This window comes from Sneathiella marina (assembly GCF_023746535.1).
GTDB classification, from domain to species: Bacteria; Pseudomonadota; Alphaproteobacteria; order Sneathiellales; family Sneathiellaceae; genus Sneathiella; species Sneathiella marina.
This window is the reverse complement of the sequence record NZ_CP098747.1, coordinates 3,459,998-3,477,059: the sequence shown is the minus strand read 5'-3', so window position 1 is coordinate 3,477,059 and position 17,062 is coordinate 3,459,998. Positions and strand designations below refer to the sequence as shown.

Below are 17,062 nucleotides of genomic sequence, written 5' to 3'. Positions count from 1 at the left end.
TTGTCTTGCTCTCTTGAGGTCCGGCCATTAAATGTAGATGAACTTCAATCGGACAGGTACACACATGAATTCAATCCTCTTTCTAGTTAGTTCCATTATTTCGATTTTTATTTGGCTTTTGATAGCGAATGCCATCCTCAGCTGGCTTGTCGCTTTTAATGTCGTGAATACTCGTAATCAGTTCGTTGCATCTGTTGGCAATTTTCTATACCGGATTACGGAACCTCCATTGCGACCGATCCGTAAAGTCATACCGAGCTTTGGCGGATTGGATATATCGCCCATCGTTCTGATTCTGCTTTTGATTTTTATAAGAAACTTAATGTTCGAGTATCTGCCGGCGATGGTATGACACCCTTTGCCCGTAGAGACGACATTTGAGTGTTATTAAATATTTGACTTTCGCCGGGTGCGCTACACAGCACGGCCAAGGGAACCGGTTTCGATGCTGCGGGGAAGTCTTCGGTAAGAGTTAGCTTAATATCATGGGGTAAAATAGTTAAATGACAGCAGATATTATTGATGGAAAAGCGTTTGCCGCCCAAGTTCGTGAACGTGTAGGCCGACAGGTTGCCGTTCTCAAGGCTGAAAGCAAATTGACGCCCGGTCTTGCGGTTGTCCTCGTTGGCGAAGATCCGGCAAGCAAGGTTTACGTTCGAAATAAAGGAAAATCAACGGCAGAAGCGGGAATGAAGTCGGAGGAGATCCGTCTTGAAGCCTCTGCAACACAAGAAGAAGTTCTTGAAGTTGTTACCAGATTAAATGAGGACCCTTCTATTCATGGTATTTTGGTTCAATTGCCACTTCCAAAGCAAGTAGACGAAATGGCCGTTTTGGACGCCATTGATCCGGCTAAGGATGTTGACGGATTTCACGTAATAAATACAGGGCGTCAGGCAGTCGGTCTGCCAGCTATGGTACCTTGTACGCCCTTGGGCTGCATTATGATGCTAAAAGATAAACTGGGTGAGTTATCCGGGTTAAATGCCGTTGTTGTTGGCCGTTCAAATATTGTTGGAAAACCGATGGCGAGTTTGCTGTTGGCGGAAAGCTGTACGGTAACAATTGCTCATTCGCGCACAAAGGACTTGCCCTCCGTATGCCGCAATGCGGACATTCTCGTCGCCGCTGTTGGGAGACCTGAAATGATACGAGGCGATTGGGTCAAACCGGGAGCAACAGTTATTGACGTTGGTATCAACCGGATTGAAAAAGACGATGGGAAAACCAAACTGGTTGGGGATGTTTGCTTTTCAGAGGCTGTAGAGATAGCTGGGGCTATCACGCCAGTTCCCGGCGGTGTTGGGCCGATGACCATTGCTTGTTTGCTGGCAAACACCGTAACAGCAGCCTGCCGGCAAGCCGGGATAGAAGAACCCAATCCTTAAAAAAGAAATCGGAGCAGAATGTGCGATTTCCACCTCAACAGATCGCAAGGTTTTTTAAGTTTGCAGCCATAGGTGCGATGACGGGAATCGTTTTTTCCATCATTTTCTTGGTGCTTCCTGCTGCCGGCCTTTTATTCGCGGTGAATGCGTTCGGATTGGACTGGGATATGCGCTGGGTACCCTCCGTGGGCATGATCATGGCAATGGGGGCCATTTGTGGGGCAATTTTTGCAGCAGGATTATTCATCAAAGATCAATACCGCCCGTATGTCGAGGAAGTTCCGGATTTCGAAGCTGACGCCGAAGATCCGGATTTTGACGATTTTCGCTAAAAGTCGAGGGGACGGCGCCCCTCTGTTTTAAGATTTCTGACGATGTAACAGACGCAGGCGCAATGCATTCAGCTTAATGAAACCTTCTGCATCCCGCTGATCATAGACGGTATCTTCTTCAAAGGTTACATGCTCCATGGAGTATAGAGAATACGGACTTTTCCGTCCGACGACGCTGGCGCGACCTTTATACAATTTAAGCCGAACCGTCCCTGCAACCTTTTCCTGACTTTTATCGATAAGGGCTTGTAGCATATCCCGTTCCGGTGAGAACCATAAGCCATTGTAAATCAGCTCTGCATAACGTGGCATGATATCGTCTTTGAGATGCATGGCACCACGATCCAGTGTAATTTGCTCAATACCGCGATGGGCTTCAAGCATGATCGTTCCACCCGGTGTTTCGTAAATACCGCGGGATTTCATCCCGACAAACCGACCCTCGACCAGATCAAGACGACCGATGCCATTGTCGCCTGCAAGTTTATTGAGTGCTGTTAACATGTCTGCAGGGCTTAGCCGTTTACCGTCAAGGGCGACCGGGTCACCCTTTTCATATTCAATTTCGATGTAAGTTGGCGTATTCGGCGCATCTTCCGGGGCTACCGAGCGGGTATAAACATACTCGCCAGCTTCTTCCCATGGGTCTTCTAAAGCCTTACCTTCCGCAGAAATGTGAAGCAGGTTCGCATCCACAGAAAACGGCGCTTCGCCACGCTTATCTTTTGGTATGGGTATTTGGTTCTTTTCGGCAAAATCAATAAGTTTCGTCCGTGAATTCAAATCCCATTCGCGCCAAGGAGCAATAACCTTGATATCAGGGTTAAGCGCATAATATCCCAGTTCGAACCGAACCTGGTCGTTTCCCTTACCCGTAGCGCCATGGGCAACCGCATCCGCGCCGACTTCACGGGCGATTTCAATTTGACGTTTTGATATAAGCGGTCGGGCAATGGATGTCCCTAAAAGATATTGTCCCTCATATACGGCATTTGCCCGAAACATAGGAAACACGAAGTCGCGGACGAATTCTTCTCGCAAATCCTCAATAAAGATATCTTTGATGCCAAGCATCTCTGCTTTCGCACGTGCTGGCTCCAACTCTTCGCCTTGGCCGAGATCGGCTGTAAAAGTCACGACTTCGCAGTTATACGTAGTTTGGAGCCATTTCAGGATCACAGAAGTGTCCAAACCGCCGGAGTAAGCCAATACGACTTTTTTAATGTCTTGAGACATGACGCATACCTTCAATGGGAATCTATAATGTGCATAATTTTTCAGCGCGCAACCTAAGGGAAAAGCGGGATTGCCGCAAGAGGCAGAATACGTGGTTAGACACTTTCAAAAAAAGACGGTTACAGCAATTTTTTCTTTTTTTTGGGTTTCGCTGTTAGTCTTTGTTTGAATCGATACATAAATTTTGTTCAGTTGAGTTTCAACGGACGGAAAAGGGATCAGAAATGCAGTTGGAACTTGATGGTAAAACAGCACTTGTAACCGGCGCGTCACAGGGCATAGGGGAAGGAATTGCAAAAGAATTTGCTGCTGAAGGTGTAAATCTGCATTTAACAGCGCGAAATGTAACTAACCTTGAACGTATAAAAATGGAAATAGAAAGCTCGTCCAGCGTCACTGTGACACTCCATCCGCTGGATATTACTCAATCGGGAGCATGCTCAGAATTGTCTGAACAGGTTGGAGATATCGACATTTTAGTGAATAACGCAGGGGCAATCCCAAGTGGTAATCTTTTCGATATTGATGAGGCGACATGGCGGCAAGGCTGGGAGCTGAAAGTAATGGGCTACATAAACATGTGCCGTATTTTCTATTCCAAAATGAAAGCTAAGTCCGGAGGTGTCATTATCAATAACATAGGAAGCGGCGGAGAGGTCTTTGATTCGGAATATATTGCAGGCACTGCAGGAAATGCGGGCCTTATGGCATTTACGCGGGCACTAGGCGGGAGCAGCTTGAAAGACGGTATTCGTGTCATGGGCGTTAATCCGGGCCCCGTAAAGACAGAGCGGATTGTCAATATGTTGAAGAAACGAGCGTCAACGGTTCTTGGAGATGAAAGCAGATATCTTGAACTAGTAAATTCTTTTCCACTAGGCAGGCCTGCACATGTGAGAGAAGTAACAAGTTTGATTGTCTTCTTGGCTTCGCATCGTGCAGGATATTCCACGGGCAGTATTTATACGGTTGACGGCGGAATTTCTTCCCGACAGTCCATCGCTTGATTTAAGGCCGTCTTGGATAGTGAATGATGGTCATGACAACAGCAGTTTCCCGACCTCTATTCCGGTAGCCATGCGGGTGATCTCCGCGAAATCGCAAGGATTGCCCGACCTCCAATACATGCCAGTTCTCGTCTGCCAGGATCTCTAATTTTCCAGAAATTACGGTAATGAATTCTATTACACCTGGTTCATGCGGATCTGACAATCTTTCATACCCAGCCCGAAACGACAGTTCCATATATTCAAATCCAAGCCGCTGTTCAAATGGAAAGAGTGGGGCAACAGCCAATCCATCTGCTGATCGATTTTGCCGTATGTTTTTAGCGTCCCTGAGTAATGTTTCCGTGGGTTCTTCTGGCACAGCCTCAATCAGAGATGAAATGGATACTTCAAATCCTGTTGCGATTTTCCACAGAGTTGCTGTTGTCGGATAGGATTCACCCCGTTCAATTTGCCCCAGCATGGCTTTACTGACGCCGGTGTGGCCAGCAGTTACATCCAAACTCCAATTTCGGGATTTTCGCAAATGCTTAAGTGCTTTTGCAACATGGTCATTGGGATCCGTCATGTTCTCTTCTCTTTTTAGGCTTGTGCGTTATAACGTACAAATGCTAGGGTGGTTTAAATATACGTTATAACGCACAATCGGAATGTGAGGTAGTTCTATGCTCCGTTTCTTTTCACCTTCTTTCATATCCACGGGATTTGTCGCAGTTCTTGTTGGATATGCCGGTGCCGGCGCCATAATTTTTCAGGCAGCCAATGCCGCAGGCGCAAGCCCGGCGCAGATTAGTTCCTGGCTCTGGGCCTTAGGTGTTGGGATGGGCGTTAGTTCGGCGTGCTTAACTCTTTGGTATCGGCAGCCTATCCTTATCGCATGGTCGACACCGGGAGCCGCTTTATTGGTAACAAGCCTGCCTGGATTGCCCATGAGTGATGCCATAGGCGCTTTTCTTTTCTCCTCTTTTCTTTTGACCCTTTGTGGTGTGACGGGCTGGTTCGAGAAAATTATGAATGTGGTACCACAATCCTTGGCGGCAGCACTTTTGGCAGCTGTTTTGCTAAGATTTGGTCTGGACGCATTTGTTGCCCTGGAAGCAGATTTTTCTCTTGTCGGCCTTATGCTGGTTGTCTACCTCCTGACCAAGCAGTTGCTCCCGAGGTACGTCATTCCGCTAACCTTTCTTTCCGGAATAGCTGTTGCTGCTCTGCAGGGAAGTTTAGTGGGAATATCCCTGGATTTTACTTTTACCACACCAGTTTTTGTTATGCCGTCATTTGATCTAGCCACATTGATTGGCGTTGGAATTCCTTTGTTTGTCGTTACCATGGCATCGCAAAATGTACCGGGCTTGGCAGCTCTTAGAACTCATGGATATCAGGCGCCAGCCTCTCCGCTTATTGCCTGGTCAGGCGCGACGGGCCTCGCATTGGGGCCTTTCGGTGGTTTCGCCTTTAATTTGGCCGCAATCACGGCCGCCATGTGTATGGGTAAAGAAGTCCATCCTGACCCAGAAAAGCGTTATCCAGCTGTTTTGTGGGCATCAATATTTTATACCTTGGCTGGGGTATTCGGCGCTGCGTTGACTGGATTGTTTATTGCCTTTCCAGCCGCATTGATTATGGCGATTGCAGGTCTCGCATTACTCTCTACTATTGCAAATAGCTTGGAAGTTGCCTTGCGAACAGACTCTGAACGTGATGCAGCGATCCTGACATTTGCCGTCGCGGCGTCAGGGGTGACGCTCCTTTCGATCGGGGCTCCGTTTTGGGGGCTAGTAGTTGGAATGGCGGCCTATTTATTCAAAAGGCGGTTTTCAACATCAGGGTGAGTATAATTGCGATTATTCGCCGATTCAATGGACAGAAAGATGCTGACAATTAAAACCCTGGATGATGCTTTTGACAATTGGGATGCGCTGCTCACGCTGGTCCATGACGCTTTTTCCTATATGAATGATCGAATAGATCCGCCGTCATCGGTGCATTTACTTGATAAAGGCACCCTTACGGAAAAAGCGGCCCAAGAAACCGTGCTTATTGCATATAAAAACCAGAAACTGATTGGCTGTTGTTTTATAAAAGAGATGGGAGAGAAAAACTATCTCGGGAAGATGGCGGTTGACCCGGATTTGCAGGGTACCGGTGTGGGTGAGGAATTGCTCAAAGCTGTTGTCGAAAAAAGTAAAAACGCGGGAAAATCGGTATTGGAGCTGGAATCCCGTGTCGAACTAACCGAGGTCCATTCCTTTTTTCGTCGATTTGGCTTTGTTCAGACTGCAGAAACAGCGCACGAAGGATACAACCGACCCACAAGCATTACAATGCAGCTTGAATTATAAGGCAGCCGGTTCTGTTGAACGTCGCGTTGACGCCCGCATTTTGGTGCTTTCCGATTTCAGCTGGCCGCAAGCCGCCATGATATCGCGTCCCCGCGGTACCCGAACCGGCGATGAATAACCAGCATCGTTGACGATCTTGGCAAATCGATGGATCGCGTTATTGCTGGAACATTCATATTGTGTGCCGGGCCAAGGGTTGAAAGGTATCAAATTGACTTTTGCCGGAATATCTTTGAGCAGACGCACAAGTTCACGGGCATCTGCTGGGCTGTCATTAATGCCTTTCAGCATGACATATTCAAACGTTATGCGCCGGGCATTGTTGCTTGCAGGATAATCCCGGCAAGCTTGCAGCAACTCCTTAATTGGGTAGCGCTTGTTGATTGGCACCAGCTTGTCCCGGATATCATTGGTTACTGCATGCAGGGAAATGGCGAGATTAACACCAAGTTCCTCTCCACATTGATGGATCTTAGGGACAACGCCGGAAGTCGAAAGCGTAATACGTCTTTTTGAAAGTGAAATACCTTCACCATCCATAATAATCTTCAGAGCTTTTGCCACATTGTCATAGTTCAGCAATGGTTCTCCCATTCCCATCATGACAATATTGGAAATCATCCGTTCGCCCTTTGGACTTGGCCATTCACCAATAGTGTCGCGGGCAACGAGCATTTGCGCAATGATTTCGCCAGCAGTGAGGTTGCGCACGAGTTTCATGGTTCCCGTATGGCAAAAACTACAGGTAAGCGTGCACCCGACCTGACTTGAAACACAGAGGGCACCGCGATCCTCTTCAGGGATGTGAACAGATTCTACTTCTTGTCCATCAGGAAATTTAACCAGCCATTTACGAGTGCCGTCGGTCGATTCCTGTAAACTGGTAATATCCGGGCGATCTGCCGTAAATTGATCCGGCAACCGACTGCGCATTTCCTTCGAAATGGACGTCATGTCATCGAAATTGCTGGCACCTCGATAATATAGCCAATGAAAAAGTTGACGGGCCCGCATTTTGGCAGGTTTCGCATCTTCACCGGCATCAACAAGTGCGGCAGCGATTTCTTCGCGCGTCAGTCCAATGAGGCTTTTTCTGATGGCCAGCAATTCAGGTTGGCGATCCACAGCCTCTACATCTGGAATCAAGGGATTCATAGTGCAATCATTCTTAATCTAAAAAAGAGGCTTATACTCTCGTCAGCGCCTCTAAGTACAGCTTTTTCTAATCTGCTTGTGTGCGGCTGTAAAACCCTGCAAAGAATAGCTGTCAGTCGTTAGCGTTCCGCGAGTGGACTTGCCTTTGACAACAAGTTTTGATCCACTTCGCATGGCGCTTATCAATTTGGCGTCACTTTCGCCTTCCGGAACCCAGGCAACATCGTTATTGGTTGCTAGTATAAATTTCCGATTCCCGATCAACACATCAACGGTGGATTTTTCCAAATAGGGATATCCTGTAATATGGCTCACTTCCTCTTTTGAAGAAGAGGATGGGCGATACGTCACCATCAGGTAAATGTCATCTCTATTTACACCTTTAGGCGTTGACTTATTCGGGCGGGAAAGCATGTAACATAACTTTTTACCATTTTCGACCCAGCTGTAAGCTTGCCAGTCCTTAAAGGTTCCCAGTGGCTTGGGACTTTTTTGCTGAGCAACCGCACCGCCGGAAGATACGAAGATGTAAACGAGCAAGGCTGAAAATATCAAAATAAATTTATTCATAAGGCCAGAATAACGGCTCGAATTTAAATTTGCCAGCTGTTCGTTGATCAATTTTCGGTCACCATAATTCATTCAAATTAATCCCACTCAATAGATTTAATAGGCTCTTCTAATCGTCTGTCCGGCGCTTGATAGGCGCCCCTTGAACATGATCCTCCAGCGGAACCGGCTTGCCAAGCTCGCCGGTTGGGCGTTTGGCGTATCTTCCATGTGTTACAATTCGATCATACATAACGATCGCGCCCGCTGTTGCAACATTCAAACAGAACTTTGTCGGAATCTTGATAAAATAGTCACATTTTTCCTGCAGCTCCGGTGAAAGTGACCCCCGCTCCCGGCCCAGGATATATACTGCACTGATAGGATGAAAAAAACTTGGCAATTCTATGGCTTCGTCAAGAAGCTCTACACCGACAATTTTACAGCCTTTGGGCAGTTTCATATGGTCTAGATCTTCAAAATCATACCAGGGGATATTATTTGGCGCGACGCTGGTATCCGAACGTGCTTTTTTTACGGAATACTCCGCCCCTATTGTAAAGACGAAGCTTGCACCGAAAGCGTTTGCCGTCCGAAATAGGTTGCCTGCATTCATCGGTTTGCTGATGCCTTCAACACCAACGCCGAAATATCCCCGAGATACTGTCATTTTTTTTGCTATTCCGCGGTTACGAATCCTGTTAAAAGCCGATCACGATTATATCCAAAAATCCAGGCCCATACATGATAAATCATTCCTCTTCGGATTTCGCAAGTAATCCTTTTACTGTCACCGTATCCCGTGGTCCCATTATAGAAAGCCGCCATCAGGTTATCGCCGTTATTTCAGATGCGAAAGGCAAGCTTGTCCGGAGTTGGGGAGACGTCAGGAACGCTGTTTATTTGCGTTCAGCGATTAAACCATTACAAGCGATTCCGTTAGTTGAAACGGGTGCAGCTGATGCGCTGGATGTCACTGAACAGGAACTTTCACTGGCTTGTGCATCGCATAATGGTGAAGTCGCCCATGTTGATGCTGTGTCGGAATGGTTGAAACGTATCGGCCTAGGCATTAACGATCTCGAATGCGGAACGCATTGGCCAAAATATGAGGCCGCGGCATTGGAGCTTGCAGGCGCTGGATTAGCCCCATCGGCAGCGCATAATAATTGCTCTGGTAAACATAGTGGGTTCCTGAGCACTGCCGTATATATGAAAGAAAATACTCAAGGGTACATACATCTTGATCATCCGGTTCAGCAGCGCATTGTTAAAGTTCTTGAGGATTTTACGGATCTCGACTTAAGTCGTGCACCAATTGGGACAGACGGCTGCTCAATTCCGACTATTGCAATACCGCTGGACAAGGCAGCATTGGCAATGGCCCGATTTGCAGATCCATCGAAGTTAGAGGCGGGCCGGGCTTCCGCGTGTCACCGCATTCAAACCGCAGTTGCCAAATTTCCTCATATGATTGCCGGAACGGACCGGCTTTGCACCGCATTGGATGGCGCAGCTCATGGGAAAGTGATTGCAAAAGTCGGTGCAGAAGCCGTGTATCTCGCCGCGCTACCAGAGTTAGGGCTGGGAATTGCCTTGAAGGCTTTGGATGGTGCCGACCGGGCCGCAGAAGTTGCTCTAGGCGCATTGTTGGAAGATCTTGGGGTTGTGACTGAAGATATCCATAAATCGGCAGATCCGTATTTTCATCCAATACTGCGCAACCGTAATGATATTGTTGTGGGCCGGTTAGAGGCTGTTTTTGATTAATCGTCCTGTCGACAATTGACCTTGGGTTTTATTCAGGGTTAAGTTTGTGCATTGCAATAAAGAAAAAGAATTAAAAGTGGAACAAAATATGAAAGCGCTTGTTTGTAAGGAATTTGGCACTCCAGATATCTTGGTCATGGACGAGGTTGAAAAGCCTGTTGTCGCACCGGGTATGGTCGTTATTGAGGTGCATTCTGTCGGGCTTAATTTTCCGGACACATTAATGATCGCTGGCAAGTATCAATTCAAACCACCATTTCCGTTTTCACCCGGAATGGAATGTGCAGGTATCGTCGCTGAAATCGGTGAGGGTGTGACCAATGTTGCTGTTGGTGACCGTGTGATGGCGAACCACGGTGTGGGTGGATTTGCTGAATATGTTTTGGCGCCGGAAGATGGCACATACAAGATCCCAGATAATATGCCGTTTGATAAAGCGGCCGGTTTCCCGGTAACATATGGGACGACCTATCATGCGCTGGTAGACCGGGGAAGCCTGCAACCTGGTGAAGTCTTGTTGGTTCATGGAGCTGCAGGCGGAGTTGGATTGAATGCGGTAGAGCTTGGAAAGGCTTTGGGGGCTACTGTTATCGGGACCGTTGGCTCCGATGAGAAGATGGATATTGTTAAGGAATATGGTGCGGATCACGTTATTAATTATTCCACTGAAAGCATTCGTGATCGTGTCAAAGAGCTGACAGGTGGTAAAGGCGCCGATGTCATTTATGACCCGGTAGGCGGGGATGCGTTTGATCAGTCAATGCGCTGTATTAACTGGAATGGCCGGCTGCTGGTGATAGGCTTTGCTTCAGGTCGAATTGCAGAATTGAAAACGAACCTGGCGCTTCTCAAAGGATGCTCGGTTGTTGGTGTTTTCTGGGGAGAGTTCGCGCGTCGTTATCCGGATCAGAATCGGGCCAATTTTCAAGCCATGCTTGATATGGTTGAAACCGGCAAGATCAACCCTCATGTTTCCATGCATTTTCCACTGGAAGAGGGGGCAGCGGCCATGCATGCGCTTCTATCACGCAAATCCACCGGTAAGGTTATCATCACCGTAAAGGACTGATGTCGATGGCTAAGGGTAGGGGACGGCGCGACAAGGCAGTAAGGCGCCAATATGAAGAATACCCCTACCCGCCACGTGATCCAGCAGATGAGCATTCTCGGCTCATTGAAGGAAGCCCCAGCCATCTTGATGAATTAAACCATTATCTATTTTCCGGAAACCGGGATTTTTCAAAACCTTTTCGGGCGTTAGTTGCGGGCGGCGGAACCGGTGATGCCGCCATCATGCTGGCACAACATCTAAGTGATCGCAGTGATCAAGGAACGGTGACATATCTGGATCTGTCATCGGCAAGCCGGACGATTGCAGAAGGCAGAGCGAAGGCTCGTGGCCTGACCAATATGGAGTTTCATACCGGTTCGCTGCTGGACCTGCCGGATATGGGGTATGCCCCCTTTGACTATATTGATTGTTGTGGCGTGCTTCATCATCTCGAGGAGCCTGAGCGCGGCTTGCAAGCTCTGGACTCCTGTTTGGCCGAAAATGGTGGGCTAGGCCTTATGGTTTACGCGACATTAGGCCGAACAGGCGTATACCCGGTTCAAAATGCCCTGAAATTGATGATTGGCGAGAAAACACAATCTGAGCAGGTAAAAATGGCCAAGGAACTGATAAACTCTTTGCCGGAATCAAACTGGCTTAACAAAAACAAATATTTGAGCGACCATAAACTTGGTGAGGACGCAGCCTTGTTTGATTTATTGCTTCATCCGCGAGATCGCAGCTATCTTGTACCGGAGCTATTGTCGATGTTGCTTGACTGTCAAATAGAACTCGTTGGGTTTATCGAGCCTATTCGCTACCGCCCGGAAACCTATTTGAAAAATGATTTGTTGCTGAAACCTGTTAAGGGGATGGACGAAGGTGACAAGGCGGCTTTGGCTGAAAATATATGCGGGTCCCTTAAAACACATACTTTTTACGCAAAGAAATCGTCCAATACGGCTAAGACCGTTGCAAAATTTAATCCGGAAATGATACCGATTTTAAAAGACAAGAATCCTGACCTGCTTGTTAAGGCATTGTCGGCACAATCCAAACTCAATGTTGGTTTTGACGGAGAGTCACATTCGTTCAATGTGCCAGAAGGAGCTGCTGAATTCGTTGCGGTGATTGACGGGCAGCGTAGCCTTAGTGAAATACAAAGCCACTTTTCATTGAACTGGCAGAATTTCCGAAACCGGTATGCCGCTACCTACACCCTGTTGAACGGGTTAAATCTGCTCTGGTTACGGTCCTCCTAGCGCCCTCTTTGTTCTGGCAGGCCGGCACGCAGGGCTGTATTGCAAAAATAGTACTTTATGTTCAAAAATGGGCATTCTATTCTGAAGCTCATGTCGTCTGTTCGCTTACTTTTCAAACCATTTTTGGCTGCTCCTCTAGTCCTTCAGGCCGCATGTCTTATGATTTTATCATGCTTCGTCCTGTCCATTATGGGCGGACTAATCCGATCCGTAGCCGATAGCGGTCTTCCGGTTTTCGAAATTGTTTTTTTGCGAAATGTTGCTGGTCTTATCTTCATTTTGCCCTGGTTTATGAAAAATGGGTTTAGTAGTTTAAAGACCAACCGGCCGTGGCTTTATGGATTCAGGAGTATCGTCGGTTTCCTCTCCATGTTTACGTGGTTCTATGCGGTGAGTGTTCTGCCATTAGCCGATGCCGTCGCCCTAAATTTTACCTCGCCAATTTTTGGAACAATACTGGCAATTTTTGTCTTGCGCGAAATCGTCGGGATCCGGCGCGGTATGGCTATGGTTGTTGGGTTTTTAGGTGCGATGATCATATTGCGGCCGGGCCTCGAAGAAATGAGCCTGGGCGCGTATGCTGCAATTTTTTCCGCGATGACCATGGCCTGCGCTGCCACTTGCGTGAAGCTTCTATCAAAAACTGAAAGCACCACAGCGATTGTCGCCTGGACGCAGATTATCATCTTGCCCATGTCTTGTATTCCAGCCTTGTTTGTCTGGCAAATGCCAACTTTGGATCAAGTCCTGATAATTCTCGGAATCGGATTCCTGGGCACTATTGGTCATCTTTGTTTTACAAAAGCATTTTCACTAGTCGACGCGTCGATTGTAATGCCTTTCGATTTCTTCCGTCTCATTTTTTCTGCGATTGTCGGCTTCCTGTTTTTTATGCAGGAGCCAGATATCTATACCTATATCGGTGCTGCGGTAATTTTTAGCTCCTCCATCTATATTGCAATCCGGGAATCGCGTGTGAGCGCGGCAGCGGCACGGGAAAAAGAGGCATTGGCACAATCTCTCGCTGATACAACATCGGGATCTGGCCGATGAATATGCCTGCCTCGGGGCACCGTTGGCTCCGTGTTTGGAAGAATATTCCCGCCAATGGCCAGGGGGCCCTTTGGATGCTGCTGGGGGGACTGTGTTTTTCGGTTATGGGGATTGGGATAAAATTTCTCGGCGAAGGCATGGATAGTTTCCAGATCGGATTTCTGCGGGCTCTATTCGGGTTACTGGTTATTCTCCCGTTTGCCTTCAGGCATGGTATCGCCCCGCTTAAAACCAAAGTGTTGAAACTTCATATCTTGCGAGCACTGGTTGGGGTTACGGGTATGTTGTGTATTTTTTACGCGATTACACATTTACCGTTGGCAGATGCGGTTGCCCTAACCTTTACCCGCCCCTTATTCCTGATTGTCCTTGCGGTTTTCCTATTGGGCGAAAAAGTGAGATGGCGCCGGTGGTCAGCGACGGCCGTTGGATTTCTCGGGGTCCTCGTCATGGTTCAATCCCATGCTGAGATTGAGTTTGCGGCTTTCGTTGCGTTGTTCGGGGCGCTGATGGTCGCCTTGGTTTCCGTGTTCCTCAAGAAATTGAGCGCCACAGAACGCCCAGCGACCATGATGTTTTATTTTGGCGTAATGGCGTCACTTTTCTCGTTCTTTCCTGCTCTGGCCGTTTGGGTACCGCCTACCTGGGAAGACATTGCTGTATTGTCGGTTTTGGCTTGTTTCGGATCAGGCGCAAATTTCTGTGCTATTCGGGCTTTCTCGGTGGGTGAGGCGACGGCGGTTGCGCCTTTCGACTATATGCGGTTGATTTTTTCAGGAATCCTCGGGTTTTTGATTTTCGCGGAAATACCCGATATCTGGATGGTGCTGGGCGCCTGCATCATTGTTGCGTCGAGCTTGTACATCGTACGCCGTGAAGCGGGCCTGGGAAAATCAAAGCGGCCGCAACTCCCCGATACTTAAGTCCTAAGATTGCATTGTTAATATTGCCTAAGGATAAAAATACGGGCATAACTCATTTTCAAAAAAAGAATATAAATGTGCTGCTGACAAAGGTTCTGTCGACAGACAACCACATGAGAGAAGGGTCTTAAATGTACATCGACGGTCAATGGTGCGGCGCTGAAAATGGCGCGGTTTTCGACGTTTTTAATCCAGCTTCTGGCGAGACGATAAAATCTGTTCCTGCGGGTAACGCCGATGATGCAAAAAAGGCGATTGCTGCCGCAGAAGCAGCCTTTGTCGACTGGTCTAAGACGACAGCATATCAACGCTCTGCTTTTCTTTACAAAGCGTACCAGATTATGCTTGAGCGAAAAGAAGATCTTGCCCGGACGATGACGGAAGAGCAGGGGAAGCCATTGAAGGCGGCGCGAAATGAAGTTCAATATGGCGCTGATTTTCTCCTCTGGTATGCGGAAGAAGCAAAACGGGTTAATGGGGAACTCCTGCCATCTGCCAGGGCAGATCAACGGTTTATGGTCATTCGGCAACCAGTAGGCGTTGTCGCCGCAGTAACACCCTGGAATTATCCAATTTCAATGATTACACGTAAAGTGGGTCCCGCCTTAGCCGCCGGATGTACTGTTGTGTTGAAGCCGGCGGAAGCGACGCCACTTTGCGCCGTCGCAATGTTCGAGGTTTTTGAAGCGGCAGGTCTTCCAAATGGCGTCGTTAACCTTGTCACGGCTTTGGATCCTAAACCCATTGGTACCGAATTTACCACCAACCCAGCGGTGCGTAAATTGACCTTCACCGGATCAACAAATGTTGGCAAAATGCTTGCCGGGGAGGCCGGGGCTCAGATGAAACGGATTTCACTTGAGCTTGGCGGGCACGCGCCATTCATTGTTTTTGATGATGTTGATCCTGCCCATGCCGCCAAAGGCGGATCACTGGTCAAGTTCTTGAATACAGGACAAGCCTGTATCAGTCCCAACCGGTTTTTTGTTCACAGTTCTGTCTATGACCAGTTCGTCGCGACCTTCAAGGAACGTGTTCTTAAGATGAAAGCCGGAAGTGGGTTTGAGGACGGTGTCGCCATAGGACCGTTGGTAAATCAAGCAGCGATAGACAAGGTTGACCGGCAAGTAACCGACGCATTGGAGAAAGGGGCGGAAGTTGTCGCCGGCGGAACCGTTTTACAATCAGACGGCCTTGAAAAGGGTCATTTTTACGCGCCGACTGTCCTTGCAAATGTGACCCCAGATATGCTGATTTATCGCGAAGAGACGTTTGGTCCGGTTGCACCCATACTGAAATTTGAATCCGAGGAAGAAGTGCTGCACATGGCAAACGATACAGTTTATGGCCTGGCAGCATATGTTTATACACGGGATATTTCGCGCGCCATGCGGATGTATGAAGGATTGAGATTTGGTATCATCGGAATAAATGACATCAACCCGACATCCGCTGCCGCGCCCTTTGGGGGCATGAAAGAAAGCGGCCTTGGGCGTGAAGGTGCAAAAGACGGCATCCTGGAATATCTCGAAACCAAATTAGGCGGCTTCTCGATCTGACAGCAGGGTCTTAGAGAGCCACGTCAAAGGAAGCTTCTGTTTTTGCTTGAACTTCTTCCAATGTTACGCCATCAGCAAGCTCGATCAGTTTCATGCCGGAGTTTCCGGATCGGTCGAACGTAAAGACAGCCAAGTCACTGATTACCATATCAACCACATTTTTACCGGTTAAAGGTAAATTACAGGTTTTCAGAAGCTTGGGCTGATCTTTGGCAGTGTGTTCCATAAGTACGATAACTTTTTTTACACCGGCCACCAGATCCATGGCACCGCCCATGCCCTTGACCATCTTGCCCGGGATCATCCAGTTGGCCAGGTCACCGTTTTCAGCAACCTGCATGGCGCCGAGAATGGAAAGATTGATATGTCCGCCCCGAACCATGCCAAATGAATCCGCATTGGAAAAATAGCTGGTTGTCGGTAACTCAGTTACGGTTTGCTTACCTGCATTGATAAGGTCGGCATCTTCCTCCCCCTCAAAAGGAAAAGGACCCATGCCGAGCATCCCGTTTTCGCTTTGCAACTGGATTTCCATCCCATCGGGGATGAAATTCGATACGAGTGTCGGGATACCAATGCCAAGATTTACGTAAAATCCATCTTCCAGTTCCTGGGCGGCGCGTTGTGCCATTTGATCTCTTGTCCAAGCCATTTTATCTTATCCTTTGCGTGATCGGTCAGGCGACCTGGTTTCTGGGGCGAGTAGTCCGTTGCTCGATATGCTTCACCGGATTTGGCACATGCACGATACGCTGAACGAAAATTCCGGGAACTACGATATGGTCGGGATCGATTTCGCCCGGCTCCACCAAATGTTCTACTTCCGCTACAGTAGTCCGGCCTGCTGTTGCCATCATGGGGTTAAAGTTCCGGGCCGTCTTGCGGAAAACAAGATTTCCCTCCTTGTCAGCCATATAGGCATGGACGAGAGCGACGTCGGCGGTCAGGCCGCGTTCCATGACATAATCTTCACCGTCGAAGTTTTTGACTTCCTTGCCTTCACTTACAAGTGTTCCGACGCCTGTTTTCGTATAGAAGGCTGGAATACCAGCCCCACCGGCGCGAATTTGCTCGGACAAGGTTCCTTGTGGTGTAAAAACAACTTCCAGATCCCCGGCAAGATATTGTTCCGCGAACAGCTTGTTTTCTCCAACATAGGAAGAAATCATGGTGGAAATCTGTTTGCTTTCCAGGAGAACGCCAAGACCGATACCATCAACACCTGCGTTATTGGAGATTACGGTGAGGTTTGTTGTTCCCGAATCTTTCACTGCATCGATGAGAGTTTCAGGGATTCCACATAGTCCAAATCCACCGGACATCAAGGTCATTCCGTCCGTCAACAATCCCTCAAGGGCCGTTGTCGCATCGGCATAAATCTTACGGTCACTCATTCAGCAAGCTCCTTCTTGGCTAACCAGGCTGGGCAATATGG

The 17,062-nt window shown here is 48.2% G+C and carries 19 protein-coding genes; 12 read left to right on the top strand and 7 right to left on the bottom strand.

The features are described from left to right. Positions 1-64: 64 nt before the first annotated feature. From NBZ79_RS19720 to NBZ79_RS16820, 3 genes are all read left to right on the top strand, one after another. On the top strand, positions 65-352 hold the full coding sequence (locus NBZ79_RS19720; RefSeq protein WP_420854547.1) for a YggT family protein: 288 nt from the start codon (positions 65-67) through the stop codon (positions 350-352). Positions 353-503: 151 nt separating this feature from the next. Continuing rightward, positions 504-1,388, top strand: coding sequence for a bifunctional methylenetetrahydrofolate dehydrogenase/methenyltetrahydrofolate cyclohydrolase FolD (gene folD, locus NBZ79_RS16825; protein WP_251933705.1), 885 nt, complete (start codon positions 504-506; stop codon positions 1,386-1,388). Between the two features lie 20 nt (positions 1,389-1,408). Further along, positions 1,409-1,720 (top strand): hypothetical protein, encoded by a 312-nt coding sequence (locus tag NBZ79_RS16820; protein WP_251933704.1) that lies wholly within the window; start codon positions 1,409-1,411, stop codon positions 1,718-1,720. A 27-nt stretch (positions 1,721-1,747) separates the two neighbouring features. Here the strand turns inward: NBZ79_RS16820 and NBZ79_RS16815 are convergent, their stop codons facing one another. Continuing rightward, positions 1,748-2,956, bottom strand: coding sequence for an argininosuccinate synthase (locus NBZ79_RS16815; RefSeq protein ID WP_251933703.1), 1,209 nt, complete (start codon positions 2,954-2,956; stop codon positions 1,748-1,750). 224 nt (positions 2,957-3,180) lie between these two features. Here NBZ79_RS16815 and NBZ79_RS16810 point away from each other — a divergent pair, with 224 nt between their 5' ends. Continuing rightward, positions 3,181-3,963, top strand: coding sequence for an SDR family oxidoreductase (locus tag NBZ79_RS16810; RefSeq protein ID WP_251933702.1), 783 nt, complete (start codon positions 3,181-3,183; stop codon positions 3,961-3,963). 1 nt (position 3,964) lies between these two features. On the opposite strand, the gene NBZ79_RS16805 is transcribed toward NBZ79_RS16810, so the two are convergent. Further along, a complete protein-coding gene (locus NBZ79_RS16805; protein ID WP_251933701.1) occupies positions 3,965-4,531 on the bottom strand; it encodes a helix-turn-helix domain-containing protein in 567 nt (188 codons plus the stop codon). Positions 4,532-4,628: 97 nt separating this feature from the next. On the opposite strand from NBZ79_RS16805, the gene NBZ79_RS16800 reads away from it, so the two are divergent. Together NBZ79_RS16800 and NBZ79_RS16795 are read left to right on the top strand one after the other, a co-directional pair. Further along, positions 4,629-5,795, top strand: a complete 1,167-nt coding sequence (locus NBZ79_RS16800) for a benzoate/H(+) symporter BenE family transporter (RefSeq protein ID WP_251933700.1) — start codon at positions 4,629-4,631, stop codon at positions 5,793-5,795. 39 nt (positions 5,796-5,834) lie between these two features. Then, the gene (locus NBZ79_RS16795) at positions 5,835-6,305 is read left to right on the top strand and encodes a GNAT family N-acetyltransferase (RefSeq protein WP_251933699.1); all 471 of its coding nucleotides are present in this window, start codon (positions 5,835-5,837) and stop codon (positions 6,303-6,305) included. On the opposite strand, the gene rlmN is transcribed toward NBZ79_RS16795, so the two are convergent. Genes rlmN through NBZ79_RS16780 form a run of 3 tightly spaced genes read right to left on the bottom strand, consistent with a single transcriptional unit; the run spans position 6,300 to position 8,679 of the window. Further along, positions 6,300-7,460 (bottom strand): dual-specificity RNA methyltransferase RlmN, encoded by a 1,161-nt coding sequence (rlmN, locus tag NBZ79_RS16790; RefSeq protein ID WP_251933698.1) that lies wholly within the window; start codon positions 7,458-7,460, stop codon positions 6,300-6,302. The genes NBZ79_RS16795 and rlmN overlap by 6 nt on opposite strands. A gap of 51 nt (positions 7,461-7,511) precedes the next feature. Next, positions 7,512-8,102 (bottom strand): invasion associated locus B family protein, encoded by a 591-nt coding sequence (locus tag NBZ79_RS16785; RefSeq protein WP_251933697.1) that lies wholly within the window; start codon positions 8,100-8,102, stop codon positions 7,512-7,514. 37 nt (positions 8,103-8,139) lie between these two features. After that, on the bottom strand, positions 8,140-8,679 hold the full coding sequence (locus NBZ79_RS16780) for an RNA methyltransferase (RefSeq protein WP_251933696.1): 540 nt from the start codon (positions 8,677-8,679) through the stop codon (positions 8,140-8,142). A gap of 74 nt (positions 8,680-8,753) precedes the next feature. Between NBZ79_RS16780 and NBZ79_RS16775 the strand changes: the two genes are divergently transcribed. The 6 genes from NBZ79_RS16775 (at position 8,754) to NBZ79_RS16750 (ending at position 15,627) form a co-directional block, all read left to right on the top strand. Continuing rightward, positions 8,754-9,779, top strand: coding sequence for an asparaginase (locus NBZ79_RS16775; RefSeq protein ID WP_251933695.1), 1,026 nt, complete (start codon positions 8,754-8,756; stop codon positions 9,777-9,779). A gap of 88 nt (positions 9,780-9,867) precedes the next feature. Further along, positions 9,868-10,848, top strand: coding sequence for an NADPH:quinone oxidoreductase family protein (locus NBZ79_RS16770; protein WP_251933694.1), 981 nt, complete (start codon positions 9,868-9,870; stop codon positions 10,846-10,848). 5 nt (positions 10,849-10,853) lie between these two features. Then, complete coding sequence (locus tag NBZ79_RS16765) at positions 10,854-12,092, top strand: class I SAM-dependent methyltransferase (RefSeq protein ID WP_251933693.1); 1,239 nt, start codon at positions 10,854-10,856, stop codon at positions 12,090-12,092. 159 nt (positions 12,093-12,251) lie between these two features. Further along, positions 12,252-13,145: a DMT family transporter gene (locus tag NBZ79_RS16760; RefSeq protein WP_251933692.1), complete on the top strand. Its 894-nt coding sequence runs from the start codon at positions 12,252-12,254 to the stop codon at positions 13,143-13,145. Next, positions 13,142-14,068: a DMT family transporter gene (locus NBZ79_RS16755; RefSeq protein ID WP_251933691.1), complete on the top strand. Its 927-nt coding sequence runs from the start codon at positions 13,142-13,144 to the stop codon at positions 14,066-14,068. Before NBZ79_RS16760 ends, NBZ79_RS16755 begins: the two co-directional genes overlap by 4 nt. A gap of 131 nt (positions 14,069-14,199) precedes the next feature. Next, entirely contained in the window at positions 14,200-15,627 is a 1,428-nt protein-coding gene (locus NBZ79_RS16750; RefSeq protein WP_251933690.1) for an NAD-dependent succinate-semialdehyde dehydrogenase, read from the top strand. A 10-nt stretch (positions 15,628-15,637) separates the two neighbouring features. On the opposite strand, the gene NBZ79_RS16745 is transcribed toward NBZ79_RS16750, so the two are convergent. Together NBZ79_RS16745 and NBZ79_RS16740 are read right to left on the bottom strand one after the other, a co-directional pair. Next, the gene (locus NBZ79_RS16745; protein WP_251933689.1) at positions 15,638-16,279 is read right to left on the bottom strand and encodes a CoA transferase subunit B; all 642 of its coding nucleotides are present in this window, start codon (positions 16,277-16,279) and stop codon (positions 15,638-15,640) included. Positions 16,280-16,304: 25 nt separating this feature from the next. Then, the gene (locus tag NBZ79_RS16740) at positions 16,305-17,021 is read right to left on the bottom strand and encodes a CoA transferase subunit A (RefSeq protein WP_251933688.1); all 717 of its coding nucleotides are present in this window, start codon (positions 17,019-17,021) and stop codon (positions 16,305-16,307) included. Between the last annotated feature and the right edge of the window lie 41 nt (positions 17,022-17,062).